Source organism: Pusillimonas sp. ANT_WB101 (assembly GCF_008369125.1).
Classification (GTDB): Bacteria; Pseudomonadota; Gammaproteobacteria; order Burkholderiales; family Burkholderiaceae_B; genus Allopusillimonas.
In genome coordinates, this window is record NZ_VOAY01000001.1 from 1,295,178 (window position 1) to 1,316,774 (window position 21,597).

The following is a 21,597-nucleotide window of genomic DNA, read 5'->3' on the forward strand; positions in this document are numbered from 1 at the left end:
CCGGGCCTTAGGCGATAAGAATAGGTTTGAACGACTTCACCACATCATCCAGCGCCTTTAGCTGCGTTAAAAACGGCTCAAGCTGATCTAGCGGCAAAGCGCTGGGCCCATCGCACTTGGCGTTGTCGGGGTCGGGGTGGGCCTCCAGGAACAAACCTGCCAAGCCCACTGCCAGCCCTGCCCTGGCCAAATCAACCACCTGCTGACGACGCCCGCCCGAGGCCGCGCCTGACGGGTCGCGCTGCTGCAGCGCGTGCGTAACGTCAAAAATAACGGGCAAATCGTTGCACGCCTGCTTCATGACGCCAAAACCCAGCATATCCACCACCAGGTTGTCATAGCCAAAGCAGGTGCCGCGGTCGCAAAGTATGAGCTGGTCATTGCCAGACTCTTTAAACTTTTCAACAATATTGCCAACCTGTGTCGGGCTAAGAAACTGCGGCTTCTTAATGTTGATAACCTTGCCAGTTTTGGCCAGCGCCGTCACCAAATCAGTTTGTCGCGCCAAAAAGGCCGGCAGCTGCAGCACATCAGCCACTTCAGCCACCGGTGCGGCCTGCCAGGTTTCATGTACATCGGTAATCACCGGCACACCAAACTCTGCCTTAACCGCCTCAAACATCCTCATGCCCTCTTCCAGCCCAGGGCCGCGATAAGAGTGGATGGACGACCGATTGGCTTTGTCAAAGCTGGCCTTGAACACATAGGGTATGCCCAGCTTTTGCGTTACGCGCACGTACTCGGCGCAGCTACGCAATGCCAGATCACGCGACTCAAGCACGTTAATACCGCCAAACAACACAAACGGCGCTGAATTCGAGACCGTAATCTGGTCGTTGATGACAATCATTGAAACCTCAAAAACAAATATGAATTAGCAGCATTTAATCCGCAACACGCTGACCGATGGTCGTCTGCATAGCGACTTCAGTCGAAAATCTCCACAACACCGATGACATCTTTACTGCCTGGTTCGGTAACCACGAGTGCGCGTATCTTGTGCTCTCTCATATAAGCTTCCGCCTCTGCTATCCGCATATCTGCTGGAATTGTGTGCGGATCTCGAGTCATGAAATCGGGGACTTTGAGACTGGTAGCGTCACCGTGTGCTAGCAGTGTACGTCTAATATCACCGTCGGTAACGATACCGACAAGCCGCCCTTCATCCATCACGATAGCCAAGCCCATTCGCCCATAAGTCATACTGAGTAAACAGTCGTGAAAAGCTGTCGCTAACTGAACCGCAGGAGGATCTTTACGCATTACATCACGAGCGCGAGTAAGTAAGCGTCGACCCAAGCTACCCCCCGGGTGATAGCGTGCGAAGTCCATGGGCTTAAAGTCACGAGCGTTAATGAGTGCCACTGCTAGCGCATCACCTATAGCCATCGTAACCAGTGTCGAGGTCGTAGGAGCAAGGTTATTAGGACAGATTTCCCGTTCAACTGAAACATCAATCCAAAGGTCGGCGTTTTTAACCAAGGTCGATTCACCATCGCCTGCTATAGCAACAATCGTGTTGCCGAAAGCTTTAAGGCTGGGAATGAGTTTGACTACCTCTTCGGTTTCACCACTGTACGAAATCAATATGATCAAATCACTAGGAGTAATCATCCCCAGATCACCGTGAAAGGCCTCACCCGGGTGCAGGAAGAAACTGGGAGTACCAGTCGACGCCAAAGTTGCTACCGTCTTACGCCCTACCAAGCCAGACTTCCCCATACCACAGATAGCAACACGGCCCTTGCAAGCTAGAATCATCTCGACCAACTGTTCGAAGTCGCCGTTAATGCGTGCTGCAAGGTGCTTAATAGCCTCAGCCTGTGTATTAAGTGCCTGTACGGCATATGCGACGTGGACCTTCTGGGCCGAAGGAATACTGATAGATTTGGATAGGTTTGTCATTCAGTTTTCTCGAAAGCACATAGATAGCAAAGCCCCACGACAAGATGTCGGAGCAAGTGCGCCATCCCAAGATTTGTTGGGACGTATTGTAGCGCCAATGGTTTCAATTGAGCCAACCGCCACGCGGTAAGGGATACCAGCCACTATAAACGAGTTGATCACTTTGACCTCGGCTTCCGTTGATAATACAAGCAGAGCTGCCACTTCAGCCGGCGCCAATTTATTGCATGAAGGGACCTTTTCCAGTTTACAGCAACAGATTTTTGCCAGCCGTGGTACCGCTTGCATCCACCGTCTCAAAACCCTGCTTCCAGGAATCCAGTTGCACAGAACCTTGCCGCACCCACGGCAAGGTTTCGAGCGTTCGGCTTCAGTCATCAAGCGGTCTGGAGCATCTCAGCCAACTTGATTGAGGCAAAGTCCCACACAAGGACACAAGATCGTTATTACGATGGCGCCGGCTAACATAGCCGCTCGAATCGTTTACATGAGGCGAGCGAATAACGGGTAATCCCGAACTGTGTTTACGCAAGTGAAATAATCAACTTCGCTATCGAAAAAAATAAAAGAAATTTTTTTAAATCTTCATCCCATATATTGCTTAAAAAACCAATGCCGATGATGCACCGACTAGTCATCGCAAGGCACAGCCCGCCATTTCCAACGCACAGCGACCGAGCTCTTTTCTTGTAACTAGCCCAGCATTCAGCACACCTGATCTCTCACGAATACTAACGCTGTGAAAAAACTTTGAGCGTAGTGCGCATACTTTTTCAACATAATTAATTGGGCGCGTAGCAGACCAGGAGCCCCCATGAAAGTGGAGGTTTACGCTCTTCAAAGTAACATTGTGCAACGATAACGTATAATCTTATCAGATTATAGTATACTTACACCTTTAAAAAAATTTTAATCTCGTTTAGCTTACTCGCTTGTGGAAAATAAATCTTACTTCCGGAGAGTCCGCCAAAACGTAAATGAGATATTGGAAAGAATGAGAACAATAATCACATATGGAACATTTGACCTGTTCCACATCGGGCACCTGAACCTCTTAAAACGTGCACGATCATATGGAGATCGTCTTATCGTCGGACTATCCACGGACGAGTTCAACTTAACAATGAAAAATAAGGTCACGGCGATCCCTTACCCTGATCGAAAAGAAATCCTGGAGGGGTTGCGTTGTGTTGATCTCATAATCCCAGAAAGCTCTTGGGAACAAAAGAAAGATGATGTTCAGCACCTACAAGTTTCGACATTCGTTATGGGTGATGATTGGGTCGGCAAGTTTGATTTTCTGAAGGAACACTGCGAAGTTGTTTATCTGCCGCGAACGCAAGACATTTCAACTACTGAGATCAAAAGACACATCGAGAAAGGTAACCAAGGACAGCTCAGGGCGGTGGCATAAACAATCACTAGGACTTAGGTCGCCTCGACCTAAGTTTTCATTTTTAAGCTTAATAACTGAGCCATATTAACCCAGTTAATTAATGGCTCAAATATTTATCGGCACGGCACGCAGGCAAAGACACCATGTTTTTCATGAAGAAAAGAAAGAAAAAAAACATACATCCACACTCAAATCTACAAAAAAGAATAAACAAAATATATCAAACTAGATATGGATTGTATCGAAATTTCTTCATGCTATTTATGCCTATCATGGCCTATTTCCCATGGAAGCGAATTATCACAACGCCCTCTCGAATAGAAAGACGCTTAGGAATATATTTTTATTGCTGCCTACATTGCCTACACATAAAAGATCACGATACCGTAACATTAGAAATAATCCGGCGTACATTTCAGCACACTAATAATAAATATTTCGCTTATTTGTTGGCCGATACATTATTAAAAAACAGAGACTACTCAGCCAATACCGAACGTGTGTTTAAACTGGCAACAAATAGAAATTGTGAAATCCATGCGAACTTTAGACATACCGATTATTTAGTGCAAAGATTTGGATATCGCACTGAAAAATTGAAGCCCATTATAAAACGTTTAGCCGGAAGAAGAATATATCCTCATCTCACAAGATATCAACGGATTCGACTGCTAACAATTCTATTACAACAAAAGGCAATTCCCCAGGCTCGCCGTATAGGCAAAAGCATAGGAAAAACTTATTGGCAAAACAACTCAACAGCGTTATACCTTCAGCATCAGGCAGTCGTTTATAAGTGGGCTACTGATCCTCACAGTAAGGCAGCCTCCTTGATCTACCTGCAGCTTTTGGACGGCCGGAAAAAATTCGTAGCCCTAATCAAAGAAAATAATAGGAATTTTTGTATTATAGGAAACGCTCCTACAGAAAAAGGGTTAGGCAGCGGTAAAAAAATCGATTCCTTTAAAGTCGTAATTCGTATGAACAACTATACGCTATCTGAACCAGAAGATTATGGTACAAAACAAACGGTATGGCTACGAGTTGCAAACAGAGAAATCACAGCCGACCATTCCGGCCAGAATCAGTTAGAGATATTCGCTTCTAATAATTTCGCCGTCAAGAGAAGAGATGCTTATCAATATGTATACCCGCTATTTCTTAGAGAAACTCAGTTTACGGCAATACCTAGTGGCATATATCAAGAATTAATCCGGAAGCTGGATGCGCTTCCCAGCACGGGACTAGCCTTACTGTATTGGATTTTTAAAATAAATGGAAAAATTCCTCAATCTCAAATATATGGCTTTAGCCATTTTGTAGAGAATGCTGATTTCGAAGCTCATTATTTTGAGGACAATGTGGACATTGGCATACATTTGCACAATTGGGATAAAGAAGCCTTATTGTTGAAAGAGATTACTAGCCAGGATTAAAGATGAAAATTGGATTTATAGCGTGGAACCCGTTTCAGATTGTACAGTTCGCCAATCTTTTCCCCTTGTTCATTAATTCAGATATTTTGATTATAGATAAAGGAGATAATTTACAGCACTTTAACAAAAAATGGTTAAATAAATTTGGCATCCGTTTTGAGTATATTAGACAATCTATGATTTCTAGAATAGATGGTGTATACGATGCTATTTTTTTTCAGTCCCCTTTCCCTCTAATGGAACGCATAACAAAAACTAGACTTATATCGCTTCAATATGGATTAGCTAAAGAGCGCCATAATTATGGCGAATGGCGGTCACTCGCCGATATGAACCTGATGTATGGCCCTTATTCAGTTAAGCGTGTAGAGCATTTTTCACCCAGTTTCTCTGTCGGCAATCCAAAGTTCGATAACTGGACATCGTATGCCGGGTCACAACAACGACAGCTTATCTTCAATCGCCTAAAAATAAATAAAGAAAAGCTGGTAATTCTTTACATGCCGACTTGGGGAGAGCTTGGGTCATTTGACCGGCTAAGTCATAAATTGGCGACCCTGACCACTCGTTATAATATTATTGTAAAAATGCATCACAATAACGATTCGCGATTTCCCGCTTGGAAATCAAATGCGACAAAACTTGGGTTTGGCTTAATATTTGATGGCGCAGCCGATCAGCTTGAACTGCTTTCTATTGCAGATTTAGTAGTAAGCGATTTCTCCGGTGCTATCTTTGATGCCATCTATGCTCAAGTGCCTGTTCTGCTATTTCAGGAAAATACTGAAGAGAAAATTGGAGTTCAGAAATTCGACTGCACATCACTTGAGTTTGCCAGAAGAGATGAGATCGGATATGTTTGTAATAATTTAGAAGACTTTGAGCAATCTGTTATCGAAGCGCTAAATATGTCACATTCGCTAGTACGCCAAGCTGATCTATTGCGGACTGATTTATTTCAAGAAACTCCAACCTCTCTTTCATGCTCCGCTGAAATTCATGCTAAGACGACGAGTTTATTGAACAATGAGATCCCCGCACTCAGTGCCTCGCAAATGTATGTAAGGGAAAGCGTTCGCAGTCTCCGCACCATTCAAAAGGAGCTTAGAGCTGCCAATAAGAAGCTGACAAAAAGACGTCGTTTCTTAATCTTCTAATTAAACCCAAGTAGATACCTGCCCGCTGAATAAATTTTGCGATGAGGCGCTTTGTGTCGCACATCACTTATCTTGGCCGGCGGTCGGTTGACCACACGCGCCAGCGCCGTATCGGAGCCGGCACGCATATCCATGGGTTCCACCGCTAACCAGATCTGATCGACACGGATCACGTGAACAGCTCCCGTGTCCACTGCGCCAGGGCTTTGTGCTCGTTCGCTGGCCAGCGCACCTTCATGGTCAGCCCTCGCGCCGCCAGATCTAGCTCAATCGTGGAACCGGATTCGTCTCCTTCAGGCGTTGGTGCAACTGGTGCGGGTGCCGCTGCTTTGCAATCGTCGGTCACGTGCAGGGGCTTGAGTGCAAACCAGTTCGCCGGTGCCATGTCAATGGTTTGGCGCGCCGGGGCCGCCTCGTCATCTTGCAGGGTATGCTTGCCATAGCGCTGATGTTCAGTCACCCAGCGATGCAATACATTCGGATTCATGCCGTGATCGTGAGCATCCGGTGAGTACCGACTTGTAAAGGCACGGATATCCAGGCAAGCACCGTTCAGGCTACGTCGACTTGCGCAGCAGCCCTGGCGAGACTTTCCACTGTTGACCGTCATCGGTGCACAGGCCGGCGGTCTTTTTGTTCAGGCGCATGATTGTGCCGTGCTTGGTGGTGCCGTCGTCGGCGGTGAAGCTGACTCGATCGCCTTCGGTGAACTGGGCCAGTTGCACCGTGCTCTTGGCTTGAGCAAGCAAGTTCAGGCGTTCAATCACCGTAAGAGTCCGCCCAGTACCGTCTGGAAATCTCAGCGAATTCTCGTCAAGATGAGTGTCCACGTAAATTTGAACTGACCCCAAAAAGTAATAGCCAGTAACAATAGGCATTCCTATTTAGCCTCTGTATCATCAATCTCTTGCGTAAACCGCCAATATTTAGAAATGGAAATGGAAGCCTTGTCTGGCTTGACGTACGGTTTAGAGATTGACAGATGAGGACGCTCCCACGCAATATCTTTCTTGATTACCCTCGCTGGTATGCCAACGGCAATACAATTATTAGGAATATGACCCTTGATCACAGCTGAAAAACCTATTACAGATCCTTCACGTATATCAGAGCCACCGAGAACAACAGCTCTCTTGGCCAGCCATACATGATCGCCAATGTAAACATCTTGAGACATATTTATTCGCTTTCCAGATCGAATATCAAATATTGGATGCGCATCATCTGATCGAACTTCATTTTGACTTGCAAACATACAATCATCACCAATTATTACGCTCGATCCTTCAGCCGCAGAAATGGAAACGACTCCAGTACATGTTAAGTCGCTGCCGATTATGACGCGTGATTTTTCGCCTACTCGTATGGAGGCCTTTATCCCTTTTCCCGCTATTTCATGTCCTTTTATCTCAACATATCCGTCATCACACTCAAATGATAAAGAAAAAACATCAAGTCTCGTCGTATTGTGGATTATTAATTTATTATTAAACCCTCTAAATGAAACCTTTACATCTTCATAAATATCTGAGGAAACTATACTATTTCCCATTTCATCCAGATATTTTGATATTTTATGTAATTTCACCTTTCTCACAGGCTTTTTTTTCATTTAATCTCTCTTACGCCAACATTTTAGTTTCGTTTGCGGTATAAAGCGCCTCATTGGCGCTTGCCTTCCATCTTTCGAGTATATTATTATTTTCCATTGCCCAGCAGGCCTCTCAATTGTTTCCATATTAATTATTTACGAAATATCATCTAACATCAATATATTTGCATTCAATTAGCCATTATAAAAACAACCTACAGGGACGGGGGTACTAATAGACGGTACTTCGCTCTGGAAATGCAAGGCTTTTTTATTATACCTTAAATCCCTCTAAGGCATATCGAAAAAAAACATATGCAACCTTCTTCACCCCTCATCTGAAGCGCCTCGGATTTTTTGAGGATTAGTCTATTTGAGTTAAGCCTCGACTGCTGATAACGATGAGTGTACCCAAGCGCAATAGCTTAACCGAATCCCTTGTTTATGCCTGGCGAAAACTATTTGCAACATAACCACCGATTGCGTCAAGCTACTTAAGACATTTTAGCCAGGGAACACACAGTTAAATAAAATCGGGGCGATGCGCTATGTTAAGCTTAAGATCATGCGAAAGACTGACACAAAAAATTTATCAGCACACAGCCTCGCCACGGCTGAACCAGGTTTACGATATGCCGAGGCATGAGTCCACAACGAGTTTGTGTTCCGATACAGGTAAATCGCGCCCGCTTTGGTTATACGCATTCAAGATACCGATCAACATTGAGCGATTATGGCAAGCTGTAGAGGAATCGACTTAATTCAAAATTTAAGGATACTCTGAACAAGTCCGTGGCTGAAAAAACAGACTCAATAAAATAATCAAATAACTTACGGCTGCAGGCTCAGCTAAAAAGCGACTAGCCGCCCCAAAAGAATTAATTTCACTCATCTCACGCCGGATTTCCGGCGATCTGAGCCCTCGGATACTGGCGATGTAATCTACCCCATAGGGCTGATGATTGAATCTGCTGCTACAATCATGCCAAAAAATAAGGTAAAAAAAGTGGACGGATGCCCTTACGGGCAATCATGCGCAGCAGCCACTTTATATTAAGACCAACCGCACTCAATACTGCATGGATCGCATCGCCTATTTCACCTTTTAAAGGACAGCGATTCATGCCGTGATCGCTTTTCAGTTGCCCAATAATACGTTCTATCGCAGAACGTTTTTTTAATAACTGACACTCCTTTTGTTAAGCCGTTTGTATTTGCCTCGGTGCTTCAGGACATAACCCGGGATCTCACCATCGACTCCGCGCTACCCCAATTCGGTATACACCGTCTCGGGTTTCACACCGGTGGCTTGCAGCAGGATGCTGGACTGCTCCAACTGCTCAGCCAGGGTATGCTGAACGAGCTGTTGGCACGAATCAAACGGATTCTGGATCAACGTACCAAAGACAAAGGCAAACTCTATTCGCTACACGCGCCAGAGGTCGAGTGCATCTCCAAGGGCAAAGCGCGCACGCCGCACGAATTCGGTGTGAAGGTCTCAATCACCACCACATTAAAAGAAGGCTTTGTGCTGGGTGCGCGCTCCATGCCAGGCAATCCGTACGATTGACACGCCTTGTCCGAAGCGCTGGAGCAGGCGGCTATCCTGGCCGATGCGCCGATTCACACCACCATCATGGACAAGGGGCTATCAAGGCGTGGTGGTGCCCGGGGCTCGAATCCTGCGCTCGGGTCAGGGCCGGGACATGACTAAGGGCCTGAAGGCCATGACCAAGCTGCGTAGCGCTATCGAACCGACCATTGGACACATGAAGTCCGAAGGCAAATTAGTCCGTACTTGGCTCAAAGACGCGCTAGGTGATGCGCTTCACGCCATCCTGTGTGGTACAGGCCACAACATCCGCCTGGGGCATTTTTGTGTGGCTGCTATGGCCCATTGAAAATGGTAGCAACAGCGGATCCATTTTAATCTAACAAGCTGATTTATTCAGGGCCGGCTAAATACACATAGACAAACTGCATATGCACCAATGTGCGAGTTAGAAAACGACTTACAGAGCGTGCTCAGCGACAATTAGCTTAATAGGTCAGAGCGGCTTGGATTGTATTGTGTAGATAGAATTCTACTTCTTATTATTTTAGCTGGAACGAATAACTAATACTATCATTCCATTTAGATAGAGAGTTTCTAAATTGTACCTTTTTGGTACGCCGCGATACCTTCCTCCACATCGTCGTACTGAATGACCTTTCCATGTTCAAGCAGCAACACAATCTCGCACATTGTTCTTACCTGAGTCATCCCATGAGTTACAAGGATTACATTAGCTTTGCCGGTCCGTTCTTTAAAGACATTGGCAGCTTTTTTCTTGAAGTGCGCGTCGCCTGTCGACATGGCTTCGTCAACGAGATAATAATCAAAATCGAATGCAAGACTTAAGCCGAAGGCCACCCGCCCACGCATACCTGTTGAATACGTCTTTACTGGCAGGTCGAAATATTCGCCGATATCGGCAAACTCTTCGACATATTTTACAAGCCTGTGAAGCTCTGCCCCTCTGGCTCCTTGTACGCGGCAGACAAACTTTACATTTTCTCGAGCAGTAAGCGAGCCCTGAAAGCCGCCAGACAACCCTACGGGCCATGAAATTCTTTTATCTGTAATAATTCTTCCGCTATCAGGCGCATCTAAGCCACAGAGCAGTCTCATCATTGTAGATTTGCCAGCCCCATTTCGACCTATCAGGGCGATATTTTTACCAGCAGGGATAACCAACGACAGATCACGAAAAATCACCTTACGCCCACCGCGATGGTGCAAATACGACTTGGTAACATTACGTAGTTCTATCATATCGACACAAGTTGGCGTCTGCGCAAACGATACAAGGCCAGGCCTAAAAACAAGGTGATAAGCGCCATCTCCATAGGATATGTAAAACTGATTCCATCAATGACGGGATATTGAGAAAAAGTAGATCGGCGAAGATTGTCAATAATATGCAGGTACGGGTTCCACAATAGCCAATGCAAATACTGCCCAGGCACTTGCCATAATGGAAAAATCACCGCTGATATGAAATATAGCGGCATAAAAAATAATCGAATTATGCTTTTTGCGTTGGGCATAATTTCAACCACAACACAAAATATTAAGCCAAGCCCAAAAGAAAATAAAATACCTGAGCCCAACGATGCGAGCCACTGCAAGGGTTGATGGATGGCTACATCATAGCCGAACCACAACGCCATACCTGCCATAATAATTACGTACACGGAAGCCATTATTAAAAACTCGACGACGGCTCGGGCTACAAATGTATCGAATGGTGTGATGTTTGGATAAGCAAATAATGCTCGGTTTGCATTAACGGCATCCATCAACTTCAATGCAATATTGCGCATAAGGAAGAATGGCATCAGTCCGATCCCGAGATATACGGCAAAATCCATCCCCGGTACATGCCGGCCTCGAATCACCCCAAATATAAACATCATCAGAACGATATGAGCCATAGATTCAAACAGAATCCAGAACGCACCCATCCGCCTCTCGCCAAATCGTGTCTGCAGTTCACGCAGAACCAGCGCAAAAAGTACTGATCTAACGATTTGAAGCGACGACCTTTTCTTCATTATCAATTACCGATGGCGTCCATAGACCTACCCAAAATCAAAACTTGCACGATCGGCGAAATGAGTTTCTGGAACTCATATGAATGGGCATTGGTTACATAGACCGCGTCTTCTGGTTGAACCAGAAAATTGCGAGCAAGGAATATAGCAGTGGGATCGCGCAAATCAAGTCTGAACACTTTGGCTGATGGTTCAGCGCCAGGTTGATCTTCTAGCCTGAAAACAAACACACCTCGGGCATCTGCCGTACGCTCGTTTAGCCCACCCACCAACCCCAGCACCTCAAGCAGACTCGGGTTGGCGGATGGCAAATCCAGTAGGCCGGGCTTTGAAACCGCACCCATGGCTACAAACCGTTGTCGCGCACGCTCTACGATAATCTCAGACCGGGGCGGCACAAGGTGGTTGTTACCCGCCAAGATATCCTGATAACTATAGCTTTTTACCTCTTTGCCGGTACGCAAAATCACCCTAACCAGGTAAGGTTCTAACAACGCACCGCCAGCTTCATTAATAGCGTCCAGCAAAGTCAGAGGCCCTTGCGTCGCAGAAAAGCGACCTGGCGACTTTACAGCGCCAGCCACCAACACTGACCCAGACAGGTCTGACACCAACTCAACGTGCACTTGTGGATCACTGGCATACCGGGTGGCAGAATCACGAAGCTTATCTTCAACTTGGCCCAGTGTCAGGCCCGACACTTTCTGTCGGCCCACATAGGGTAACGAAATACCGCCTTTGGCATCAACGCGCACCTTGTCAAAAACCGTGCCTCCCGTGGCAAGCGGTGCAAACAAAGCCCCCTCAGTCGAGCTGTCTGAAATCATCACCCGCAAAACATCCCCCGACACCAGCCTGACCTCGGGCATAGAGGTATCGGACACAGCGCGGGTCAATACAGGTTCAGGTGCTCGCATATAAGGCGCTATAGTCTCGGCCGACAGCTCCACCAAGGTATAAGGAGGCGTAGTATCGTCGCCCTGCTTAAGCACGGCACTTTTCGTGGGGCCGGAACCAGAGAAAAAGCTGCCACCGCAACCTGCAAGTGCAACTGCAAGTAAGACGAGGACTGAGCCGCGCATAACGCGTCGTACAGCGCCAGCCCTTAGGCCCGCCGACAGCCACGCATTTTTGTGGAAAACTCGTTGAGTATTCATAAAATTCGCCAAATCAATGCAATAGGTATACCGTCAATCACGGTGATCTTCAATGGTGGCAAGAACAAACGCTGCAATACCGTAAATTAACAACAAGACGATAAACAAGGTAGCTAGGTTATAAACCCGCGTCGGGTACACCGCTTCTTGTGGCATGTTGGGGGTAACAATCTTTACCAGGCTACGTATCTTTTTACCCGCTTCAATACGTGCATTTTCTACTGCTACAACCGACGCCTTGTAACTCTGCTCGGCAATACCCACCGCCATTTCTACGTCACGATATTTGGCAGCGATTACATTCAGCTGCCCTCCGGCTTTGGTATTGGACGTTAGCGTACGTTTTTCTGCGTCGAGCTGTTGCTCCAGCGCTTTAATCCTAACCCGTTGCTGGCGAACCTGAGGGGTGGTATTGCCAAGCGTGGATTGCAATGTCTTCAAGCTTGCACGCTCTTTTGTCAACTCGGCCTCAAGCGAACCTATGATGGTGGCCCTGGACTCTGCTGACGCTTGCGCATTCAACAACTCATTGACATTCTGGAACTCAAGCATTTCCTGCTGTTTGCTGGAGTAGTTTTCTCGGGCAACTTCCATCTGCTCATTTGCAAAACGCACTTGCTCCAGCGCCATGTTGTGGGATAGCTCATCAACAAAGCGTTCGCTTTCGTGAAGTATGGCCTGCAGGACCTGTTCAGCGAACTCTGGTGTAAGCGCCTGGACTTCTACCGTGAGAAGCCCCGTCGTTTCATCGTAGCGGGCCTGTACGACGCGCCTGTAAAACTTAAGCACGTCCTCTTGTGGGGCACTTTCACTCAGCCAGTAGAGCGGATCCAGGACTTGCTGGTTGTAATGATCGTTCCAATTGAGATCTTTCTGCAGCACCTTCAGCATATCAATCGAGGTAATGTATTCTCGAAGATAAAGCGTTTCTTCGCGGGAAGACGGGTTCACGCCTCCGGCTATCATCAATGCCAGCCCCGGCATGGGGGCCGATGACTCACTCCCCGCTTGCCTGACGACTGCCTGGGCGCTACTTACGTAACGATCAGCCGCGAACACCGTATAGTAAAGAACCCCCAACAGCATGGGGACCACTACCATCCATATGGCCAGGGTCTTTGTTTTAGAGGTATTCTTGAATGTCATTTATAAACAGTAAAAACCAACTTCACGTGGATGGTGGCGCCATGCACGAAATGTCAATCATTGATAAATTATCAGAATCAGCGCGATTCGTTACGCACCGAGCAACCTGAGGAAATGTGGCCAGAATCATACAACAATTCGGCAAAACATTAGTTGAAACGTTCGTGTGGAAAAGTGACGAGTTCGCCTACGAATCAACCTATTAGGCCACACTCGTTTAAGGTTTCCTAGCAAAGCATACCCGAGCCAATTGATTTACCAACTAAATATTGCTTGTGTGACGCAATCAGTAACATCGGACGTCACCTCGAACAGTAACGCATTTTGCTACAATACTTGGCTTCACTGCGTCCCTCTATAATGCGGCAGATAACGGGCACAAAACGGTGGCCCCTGACCACTAAAACTAACGTTGCCTTAAAGCAACGCACGCAATAGAAAGTAAGGAAACCATGGGAAAACGAGTAGCGGTTGTCGGGATGTCGTTCCGGCTTCCAGATACAGACTCGGCGAATTACTGGCCTGACATGCTGTCAGGCAAAGATCTGGTGACCCATGTCGATCCTCGACGGTGGGAACCAGACGCCTATCTGCACCCGGGCAAGTCGCACCCAGGCACTTCCTATACGTTTGCCGCTGGTTCTATTGGCGACGTATCCGCGTTTGACCCTGAGTTCTTTGGTATTTCGCCGCGCGAAGCGGCCAATATGGACCCTCAACAGCGCCTGCTGCTTGAACTGTGCTGGGAAGCCATTGAAAACGCAGGTGTGCCGCCCTCGCACCTGCAAGGCAGTAACACCGGCGTATACGTGGGTATTTCAGCCGATGATTACCTGAACCGAATTGTGGATGACCTGGGGGCAGCTGATTCATCAACCGCCACGGGTAATACGTCGAGCATCGCCGCCAACAGGCTGTCGTACGCCTTTGACCTGTGCGGTCCCAGCATGGCCATTGATACGGCCTGTTCTTCCTCGCTGGTGGCTTTCCACCAGGCGTGCTTGTCCATCGTTTCTGGCGAAACCAGCATGGCAATTGCTGGCGGTATCAGCCTTCATCTTCATCCCTTTGGTTTTATTGGGTTTTCTAAGGCGACCATGCTGTCGCCTAATGGCCGTTGCCGCGCTTTCGATGCCGATGGCGATGGCTATGTGCGCTCTGAGGGCGGCGGGCTGTTTTTGCTTAAAGATTACGATCTGGCGGTGGCTGACGGCGACCGCATTCTCGCGATCGTGGCCGGCTCGGCGGTCAATACTGACGGCAATAAAACCGGGCTGACCGTGCCCAAGTGCACGCGCCAGTCTGACCTAATGCGCGTGGCTATGGCCCGAGCCGGTATTTCGCCGGATGAAATCGATTACGTCGAAGCCCACGGTACGGGCACGGCGGTGGGTGACCCCATAGAAACACGTGCCATTGGCATGGCGATGGGCATGGCTCGCAGCGTGGGGCCTCTGCCCATAGGCTCGGTAAAGAGCAATATGGGCCACCTGGAGACCGCGTCGGGCGTAGCCAGCCTGGTCAAAGCCATTTACAGCATGCATTACCGTATGGTGCCTGCGACCATAGGCGTAAAAACACCAAACCCGCAGATCAAGCTTGATGACTGGAATCTGCAAATTGTGACCGAAAACCTGCCGCTCAAGCCCAAGGGCCGGCTAACCATAGGCATAAACTCATTCGGGTTTGGTGGGGCCAATGCGCATGTGTTGCTGCAAAGCGCCGACCCTCACAACTCCGTTATCGCCGGAGAGCCTGCTTACGCTCTTCGGCCGGCCGAGGTGCCGGTACTGGTATCGGCGCGCTCTGATGAGAGCCTAAAGGGTAATGCGGCGGCTCTGGCAGACTTCTTGCGCCGATTCCCTAAAACAGATCTGTACGATGTTGCTACGCACGCCGCGCTGCGCCGCGAGTGGCACGATAAGCGTGCCATGGTGTTTGCCACCTCAGTAGAAGATGTCGTTGATGCGTTGCAGGCGTTTGCCGACAGTGAAACGGGCGAAGCCCCAGGCGTAGTCACTGAAACCGCCCTTGTCAATAAAAAGGGCCCGGTGTTTGTGTATTCGGGCAACGGCTCGCAGTGGGAAGGCATGGGGCCACGTCTGCTGAAAAACCCGGTTTTTGCCAAGGCGATTGACGAGGTCGACGCCTTGTTCCAGCCACGCGCGGGTTACTCGCTGCGTGACGAGTTGCTGGTCAACTGCAAGCCCGGTCGCTATGCCCATACCGATGCGGCACAACCTGCCCTGTTTGCCCTGCAGGTGGGTATTACGCAAATGTTGCGTGCGCGCGGTGTCACTCCCTCGGCGGTTGTGGGGCATAGCGTAGGTGAAGTGGCGGCAGCATGGGCTTGCGGCGCTCTGACGCTGACGCAGGCTGTTCGGGTTATCTTCGAGCGCAGCCGCCTGCAGGAAACCACCAAAGGCCATGGCCAAATGACAGCGGCCGCCATCAGTGCAACCGCTGCAGCAGAGTTGCTGTCGCAACTTCCTGCTGATACCTTGGCCTGTGTGGCGGGCTACAACAGCCCCAATGGCTGCACGCTGGCAGGCTCGCCTGAAGGTCTGTCTACGGTAGAGCAGGCGCTCGCAGCGAAGAAGGTTCGCTTCAAGCGTCTTGATCTCGACTACGCCTTCCACAGCCCGGCCATGGACCCTACCGAGGCAGAGCTGCTGCAAGTATTGGCGTCGCTAAAGCCCAGCACTACTTCCATCCCCATGATGTCCACGGTAACGGGTCAGCCCATTACCGGGGAGCAGCTTGACGCCACGTATTGGTGGCAAAACATTCGTTTCCCTGTGCTGTTTGAGCAGGCGCTTGATGCACTGGTCAGTGACGGGTCGAATCTGTTTGTGGAAATTGGCCCCCACGCGGTACTAGCCGGTTATGTGCGTGATACCTTGCGCGGCCACGACAAAGAGGGCCGGGTGCTCACGACGCTTAAGCGTCGTCATGATGAGCCCAAGCTGGTGTTCGATGCCGCCGACAAAATACTGTTATCGGGCGAAGCCAGCGACTGGGACGGTTTCTTTCCCGTTGCGGGTCGTTTTATTGCTCTGCCGCATTATGTCTGGCAAAAAGACAGTTACTGGCACGCCGTAACCCCCGATGCCATGGGCTTGCTGTACCGGCGCAAGGTGCATTATCTGCTGGGCTACCCGGTAGCGCAGCACGAAGGTGAGTGGGAAAACCAGCTCGATACCCTGCTTTACCCCACGCTGGCCGACCACGCAGTGGGCGGTGCGGTGCTGTTTCCAGGTGCGGGCTTTGCTGAAATCTTCTTGGCCTGTGCCTTGCAGACCTACCCTGGGTCGTATGCGGAAATTGAAGAACTCGACATCGCCAACCCGCTGTTACTCGCAGCTGAGCCTTCCAAACGCGTGCGTACGCGGCGTGAGGCCCACGATGGCCGCATGCTTATTCATAGCAAGCCGGTAAACAGTACCGAAGGCTGGACGCTGCACGCGTCGGCACGCATTTTGCAAGAGCCAGGCGCACTGTTATTAAATGATGGCCTGCTGGCCGTGCCTGAGCGTGCCGCAGATTGCTCGGCTGCACAGCACTACGCCATGGCGCGCGCTGTCGGGCTGGAGTATGGCGAGGCGTATCAGGCGGTTGAAGATATCTGGGCGTTAGACGCGACCACTGTGCTGGCCTCGCTGGTTGTACCTGCCTGCATCGCCAATGAGGTTGAGCAAGGGCATTTGCACCCCGCCCTGCTTGATGCTGCCTTCCAGCTGGTTGTACAGCTACTTAAGACTGAAACACAGGCCGAGCGACCCGTTGCTATGGTGCCGGTCAAGGTTGAACGCTTGGCCTTGCGCACAGATGCTGGTGTGCCGCGCTATGTGCGCGCCCACATTACTACGCGCGGGCCTCGCTCGCTTAAGGCGGATTTCAGTCTGTATGACGCCGAAGGCCGACAGGTTGCCGCCCTGCGTGGTGCGCGATTCCGCAGCGTAATGTTGCAAAAGCACGCGGCTCTTGCTCTGGATTACCTGGATTACGTTCCGGTACCACGCCCTCTGGTACATGGCGACGCGGTCTCCGTATGTGTGGATGAGAACGGGTTGGCGTTGGCCCAGGCACTGAGTGCTCTGGCCGCAAAAACGCACGATAGCGACGCTTATGCCCGTTATGCGCACGAGCTGGATCCGCTGCTCGATAGTTTGGCGGCCCGCTATGCTTTGCGTGCGCTGACGGCGCTGGCCGATGACAACAGGTTGTTGAGCGCCACGACGGTTGAAGCGCTGACTCGCACGGTGCCGCCTGCTGGCCCTGTACTCGACTTTTTGCTGGCGCAGGCCGTTCAGGCCGGCGAGGCAGACGTTGTTGAGGCTGGCTGGAAGCTGGCCGAGCCAGACGTTGACACCCCGCCCGAAGATATATGGAACGCCTTGCTGCGCGATTACCCAGACTATGCGCCGTTGATTTTTGCAGTGGGCCGCACGGGTACACACCTGGCTTCGCTGCTGGTGGGTGAAACCACCTGGGACGCCGTGCGTCCACGCGAGTTGTCAGGCGCGAGCATGTTGCGCCAGGTCGTGGGTGATGATCAGCAGGCGAGTTTGGCTGGTCTGCTGCATGATGCGATTAGCGCAACGCAGCGCGCATTGCCAGTCGGCAAGCGCCTGGGTGTGCTGGAAATCAGTACGGGTGAACCTCTGTTCGCGGCAGACTGCGGTGGGGTGGTAGATTTTGGCCAGACGGATTATGACTTTGCCAGCACCAATGCTGACGCCATTGACGCCGCACACGGGTTGCAGGAGCAGTTTCCCGATTTAACGCTAACGCGTATTGATGGGTCTGGCGGCGGTCAAATGCAAACCGGGGCTGTAGCTGATCTGGTATTGCTGGCGGGCGATTTTGAATCTGCAGAGGCTGCACATGCCGCACTCGATTACGCCACGGCACGTAGCGCGCCGGACGCGCAGTTGCTGTTTATTGGCATGCATACCTCGTACTGGAACGACCTGGTGCTGGGCGGTACCCACGCTGAATCCGCCCCTGCAGGCGACGGTATCACTGGCCTGCAGCCCCCCGCCTTCTGGCAGGCGGCGTTGGCGCAGCACGGCTGGTCTGACGTTCAGGTACTGGAGTTTGCCGAGGGCATAGAGTCTGGTCCATATGTGCTGATGGCGCGTACGGCTATGACAACGCAATCTGTGTCCGGCACCGTGGCCCTTAGCACTACGCCTTCAACCTGGCTGGTGCTGGCCGACGAGCAAGGCCCATCCGCCCTGCTCGCTCATGCACTCGAGAGCCGTCTGACCGCGCAGCAGCAAAAGCTGGTGCTCATGCCTGCGCAAAACGCAGACTCGCTCGCAAGCCTGATCAATGGGCTGTCCCACGACCAAGCACCGCTGGCGCACATTGTGCTACTGGCGGGCCTGGGCTGCGACAGCTCGCAAACCCATGGCTCCATCGTGCTGCAACAGACAGATCGTTGCGCATTGGTCGCCGCAGCGGCGCAAGCCTGCGAAAGCACGGGCGCTACGCCAACGATATGGGTCATCGGCTCACAGGCGACGGCGGGCTTTATGCCTGTAGGCAACCCCAAGCATGACAGCCTTGATGCGCTAAGTGACGCCGCGGTATGGGGTTTTGCGCGCAGTCTTATGAACGAAGCCAGTGGCTTTGCCGTTCGGGCTGTGGATCTGCCTGCGCTGGCCGACGTCTCTGTTGATACGCTGGCAGGCTATCTGCTTGAAGAGTTCGGCGCCAATGATGCTGAGCAGGAAATCATCCGCACACCAGACGGCGCTCGTTTCGCGCCCCGTTTGCGGGAGCTTCCGGCACCGCAGCCCATCTCTGCAAGCATTTCCACTGGAAAAGACCAAGCTGCATCCGTTTCTACTGTCGCATCTGCTGCGACCTCTAAGTCAGTTGCAAGTGCGGGTGCGGCTGCGGGTACAGCCTTCACCGAGAACACTGAAACATCTTGCCGCCTGGGCTTTGAGTTTTCTGGTCAGCTACGCAATCTCCGTTGGGAAGCCGTGCGTCTGCCGGCACCGTCAGACGAAGAGCTGGAAGTTGACGTGGAAGCCACAGGTCTTAACTTCCGCGATGTCATGTACACCATGGGCATGCTATCGGATGAGGCTGTGGAAAATGGCTATGCAGGCCCGTCTCTGGGCCTGGAGTTTGCTGGCACCGTGCGACGCGTTGGTGCGGGGGTTGCGGGCTTTAAGCCGGGTGACCGGGTACTGGGCTTTGGCCCGCACAGTTTTGGTACGCGCACGCTAACGCGTTCGGTTGCCGTGGCCCACGTGCCCGAGGGCATGAGCGCCGAAGCCGCCGCCACCATCCCCAGCACCTTCTTTACCGTGTATTACGCGCTTCAGCATCTGGCTCGGCTGGAGCCGGGCGAACGTATTCTTATCCATGGTGCCGCAGGCGGCGTTGGCATTGCTGCTATCCAGTTGGCGCGCCATATGGGTGCCGAGATTTACGTAACCGCCGGTTCGGATGAAAAGCGCGATTTCTTGCGCCTGCTGGGGCTAACGAATATTTATGATTCGCGCTCGCTGTCGTTTGCCGATGAAATTCTGGCAGACACGGGCGGTGAAGGCGTGGACGTGGTCATCAATTCGCTGGCTGGCGAGGCGATTAACCGCAATCTGCGTGTATTGAAGCCATTTGGCCGCTTCCTGGAGCTGGGCAAGCGCGATTTCTATGAAAATACACGCATAGGCCTGCGGCCTTTCCGCAACAACATCAGCTATTTTGGCATTGACGCCGACCAGCTCATGCAGGTGCGACCCGACCTCACGCGGCGCTTGTTCCGCCAAATGGTTGAGCTTTTTGCCGAGGGCGCACTTACGCCGCTGCCTTTCAAAACGTTTGATGCCAATAATGTGATTGATGCGTTCCGCTATATGCAGCAGGCGCGGCAGATCGGCAAAATCGTGGTCACGTATCACCACCCGCTACGCCAGATCCATCGTGCGCGTGCAGCAGTCGTACCCGGCCTGTCCTTGCCCGCCGACGCCAGCTATCTGGTAACGGGCGGTATGGGTGGCTTTGGCCTGCGTACGGCACAGTGGCTGGTGGAAAAAGGCGCACGCCATCTGGTCTTGCTAAGCCGTCGCGGTGCAACCACCGATGAAGCGCGCGAAGCCATTGCTGGCCTTGAGTCGCAAGGCGTACAAGTGCTTGCTGCTGCCTGCGACGTCACCAATAAGGCGCAACTGGCTGCCGTCATCAACGACGCGGCCGCGTCTATGCCCGTGCTTAAAGGCATTGTGCACGCGGCCACCGTCATTGACGATGGCCTGGTGCGCGGCATGACGCCTGAGCAGATTCAACGCGTGCTTGAGCCAAAGATGATGGGTGCCTTGCATCTGCATACGCTTACTCTTGACTTGCCGCTAGACTTTTTTGTGCTGTATTCCTCCGCCACGACAGTGTTCGGCAACCCCGGTCAAAGCAATTATGTCGCGGCCAATAGCTGGCTGGAAGCGCTGGCCGGCTATCGCCGTGGCCAGGGTCTACCTGCCACCTGCGCGCGCTGGGGTGCGATTGATGATGTGGGTTTTCTGGCCCGTAACGAAAAGATCAAAGAAACCCTGCAAAATCGTATGGGCGGCGCCGCTCTGCCCTCGGCAACGGCACTGAAGGCGCTCGAGCGCATGCTGCAAGCCAACCGTTCGGGTCTTGCCGTTATGGAATTCGATTGGCAGGCGCTGCAACGCTTTATGCCTGTGGCTGGCACACCCAAGTTCAGTGAGTTGGCACGCCGTTATAGCGGGCAGCAGCACGACGACGAAGGCGGCGAGCATTTTGCCGAGTTGCTTGAGACGCTGGACGAAGAATCACTGCAGTTGCACGTGCAAGAAGTCATCAAGGGTGAACTCAGCGATATTCTGCGTTTACCCGTGGCGCGCATTGATGCCAGCAAGTCGGTGTACGATATGGGCCTTGATTCACTATTAGGTGTTGAGTTGATGCTGGCTCTTGAAAGCCGTTTTGGTGTTCGCCTTCCTGTCATGACCCTGGGCGAAACCCCCACGATTGCAGGCCTGGCCGATAAACTGATCAGTAAGCTGCGCGGCGACGAGCCTGCAGCCGATGAAGGTGGTGCGGTGCAAAAACAGGCGTCACACCTGCTTAATCAGCACGTGATGCGCATGAGCGACGATGACATGCAGCAGTTCGCCGAAGACTTAGAATCCAACCTTACCGACGACAAACGCCGCATCATCCAATAAAA

General features: G+C 51.1%; 13 protein-coding genes and 2 pseudogenes. 5 read left to right on the plus strand and 10 right to left on the minus strand.

Features of this window, described 5'->3' with window-relative positions:
• Positions 1-7: 7 nt before the first annotated feature.
• Positions 8-850: a 3-deoxy-8-phosphooctulonate synthase gene (gene kdsA, locus FQ179_RS05925; protein WP_149396305.1), complete on the minus strand. Its 843-nt coding sequence runs from the start codon at positions 848-850 to the stop codon at positions 8-10.
• Between the two features lie 77 nt (positions 851-927).
• Entirely contained in the window at positions 928-1,905 is a 978-nt protein-coding gene (locus tag FQ179_RS05930; protein WP_149396306.1) for an SIS domain-containing protein, read from the minus strand.
• Positions 1,906-2,899: 994 nt separating this feature from the next.
• Between FQ179_RS05930 and tagD the strand changes: the two genes are divergently transcribed.
• The 3 genes from tagD (at position 2,900) to FQ179_RS05945 (ending at position 5,894) form a co-directional block, all read left to right on the plus strand.
• A complete protein-coding gene (tagD, locus tag FQ179_RS05935) occupies positions 2,900-3,319 on the plus strand; it encodes a glycerol-3-phosphate cytidylyltransferase (protein WP_149396307.1) in 420 nt (139 codons plus the stop codon).
• A gap of 125 nt (positions 3,320-3,444) precedes the next feature.
• Positions 3,445-4,737 (plus strand): glycosyltransferase family 29 protein, encoded by a 1,293-nt coding sequence (locus FQ179_RS05940; RefSeq protein WP_149396308.1) that lies wholly within the window; start codon positions 3,445-3,447, stop codon positions 4,735-4,737.
• Positions 4,738-4,739: 2 nt separating this feature from the next.
• Positions 4,740-5,894, plus strand: a complete 1,155-nt coding sequence (locus FQ179_RS05945; RefSeq protein ID WP_149396309.1) for a CDP-glycerol glycerophosphotransferase family protein — start codon at positions 4,740-4,742, stop codon at positions 5,892-5,894.
• Positions 5,895-6,063: 169 nt separating this feature from the next.
• On the opposite strand, the gene FQ179_RS05950 is transcribed toward FQ179_RS05945, so the two are convergent.
• The 4 genes and pseudogenes from FQ179_RS05950 to FQ179_RS22615 all read right to left on the minus strand — a co-directional run.
• Entirely contained in the window at positions 6,064-6,381 is a 318-nt protein-coding gene (locus FQ179_RS05950; RefSeq protein WP_149396310.1) for a hypothetical protein, read from the minus strand.
• A 70-nt stretch (positions 6,382-6,451) separates the two neighbouring features.
• Positions 6,452-6,772, minus strand: coding sequence for a hypothetical protein (locus FQ179_RS05955; protein ID WP_149396311.1), 321 nt, complete (start codon positions 6,770-6,772; stop codon positions 6,452-6,454).
• 2 nt (positions 6,773-6,774) lie between these two features.
• Complete coding sequence (locus tag FQ179_RS05960; protein WP_149396312.1) at positions 6,775-7,506, minus strand: acyltransferase; 732 nt, start codon at positions 7,504-7,506, stop codon at positions 6,775-6,777.
• Between the two features lie 1,016 nt (positions 7,507-8,522).
• A pseudogene (locus tag FQ179_RS22615) lies at positions 8,523-8,672 on the minus strand (transposase); the annotation flags it as partial.
• Positions 8,673-8,848: 176 nt separating this feature from the next.
• Between FQ179_RS22615 and FQ179_RS22620 the strand changes: the two are divergent.
• A pseudogene (locus FQ179_RS22620) lies at positions 8,849-9,386 on the plus strand (transposase); the annotation flags it as partial.
• 248 nt (positions 9,387-9,634) lie between these two features.
• Here the strand turns inward: FQ179_RS22620 and FQ179_RS05975 are convergent.
• Genes FQ179_RS05975 through FQ179_RS05990 form a run of 4 tightly spaced genes read right to left on the minus strand, consistent with a single transcriptional unit; the run spans position 9,635 to position 13,385 of the window.
• On the minus strand, positions 9,635-10,300 hold the full coding sequence (locus FQ179_RS05975) for an ABC transporter ATP-binding protein (RefSeq protein WP_149396314.1): 666 nt from the start codon (positions 10,298-10,300) through the stop codon (positions 9,635-9,637).
• Positions 10,297-11,082, minus strand: a complete 786-nt coding sequence (locus FQ179_RS05980; RefSeq protein WP_149396315.1) for an ABC transporter permease — start codon at positions 11,080-11,082, stop codon at positions 10,297-10,299. The genes FQ179_RS05975 and FQ179_RS05980 overlap by 4 nt, the downstream gene beginning before the upstream one ends.
• A gap of 2 nt (positions 11,083-11,084) precedes the next feature.
• Positions 11,085-12,239 (minus strand): polysaccharide biosynthesis/export family protein, encoded by a 1,155-nt coding sequence (locus FQ179_RS05985; protein WP_255474846.1) that lies wholly within the window; start codon positions 12,237-12,239, stop codon positions 11,085-11,087.
• 33 nt (positions 12,240-12,272) lie between these two features.
• Complete coding sequence (locus tag FQ179_RS05990) at positions 12,273-13,385, minus strand: ABC transporter permease (protein WP_149396316.1); 1,113 nt, start codon at positions 13,383-13,385, stop codon at positions 12,273-12,275.
• Positions 13,386-13,837: 452 nt separating this feature from the next.
• On the opposite strand from FQ179_RS05990, the gene FQ179_RS05995 reads away from it, so the two are divergent.
• Entirely contained in the window at positions 13,838-21,595 is a 7,758-nt protein-coding gene (locus tag FQ179_RS05995; RefSeq protein ID WP_149396317.1) for a type I polyketide synthase, read from the plus strand.
• Positions 21,596-21,597 lie beyond the last annotated feature (2 nt).

What these genes read in the sequence shown, in the direction of transcription:
- kdsA (WP_149396305.1), bottom strand. Translation starts at nt 850, where the DNA reads ATGATTGTCATCAACGACCAGATTACGGTCTCGAATTCAGCGCCGTTT.
- FQ179_RS05930 (WP_149396306.1), bottom strand. Translation starts at nt 1,905, where the DNA reads ATGACAAACCTATCCAAATCTATCAGTATTCCTTCGGCCCAGAAGGTC.
- tagD (WP_149396307.1), top strand. Translation starts at nt 2,900, where the DNA reads ATGAGAACAATAATCACATATGGAACATTTGACCTGTTCCACATCGGG.
- FQ179_RS05940 (WP_149396308.1), top strand. Translation starts at nt 3,445, where the DNA reads ATGTTTTTCATGAAGAAAAGAAAGAAAAAAAACATACATCCACACTCA.
- FQ179_RS05945 (WP_149396309.1), top strand. Translation starts at nt 4,740, where the DNA reads ATGAAAATTGGATTTATAGCGTGGAACCCGTTTCAGATTGTACAGTTC.
- FQ179_RS05950 (WP_149396310.1), bottom strand. Translation starts at nt 6,381, where the DNA reads ATGAATCCGAATGTATTGCATCGCTGGGTGACTGAACATCAGCGCTAT.
- FQ179_RS05955 (WP_149396311.1), bottom strand. Translation starts at nt 6,772, where the DNA reads ATGCCTATTGTTACTGGCTATTACTTTTTGGGGTCAGTTCAAATTTAC.
- FQ179_RS05960 (WP_149396312.1), bottom strand. Translation starts at nt 7,506, where the DNA reads ATGAAAAAAAAGCCTGTGAGAAAGGTGAAATTACATAAAATATCAAAA.
- FQ179_RS05975 (WP_149396314.1), bottom strand. Translation starts at nt 10,300, where the DNA reads ATGATAGAACTACGTAATGTTACCAAGTCGTATTTGCACCATCGCGGT.
- FQ179_RS05980 (WP_149396315.1), bottom strand. Translation starts at nt 11,082, where the DNA reads ATGAAGAAAAGGTCGTCGCTTCAAATCGTTAGATCAGTACTTTTTGCG.
- FQ179_RS05985 (WP_255474846.1), bottom strand. Translation starts at nt 12,239, where the DNA reads ATGAATACTCAACGAGTTTTCCACAAAAATGCGTGGCTGTCGGCGGGC.
- FQ179_RS05990 (WP_149396316.1), bottom strand. Translation starts at nt 13,385, where the DNA reads ATGACATTCAAGAATACCTCTAAAACAAAGACCCTGGCCATATGGATG.
- FQ179_RS05995 (WP_149396317.1), top strand. Translation starts at nt 13,838, where the DNA reads ATGGGAAAACGAGTAGCGGTTGTCGGGATGTCGTTCCGGCTTCCAGAT.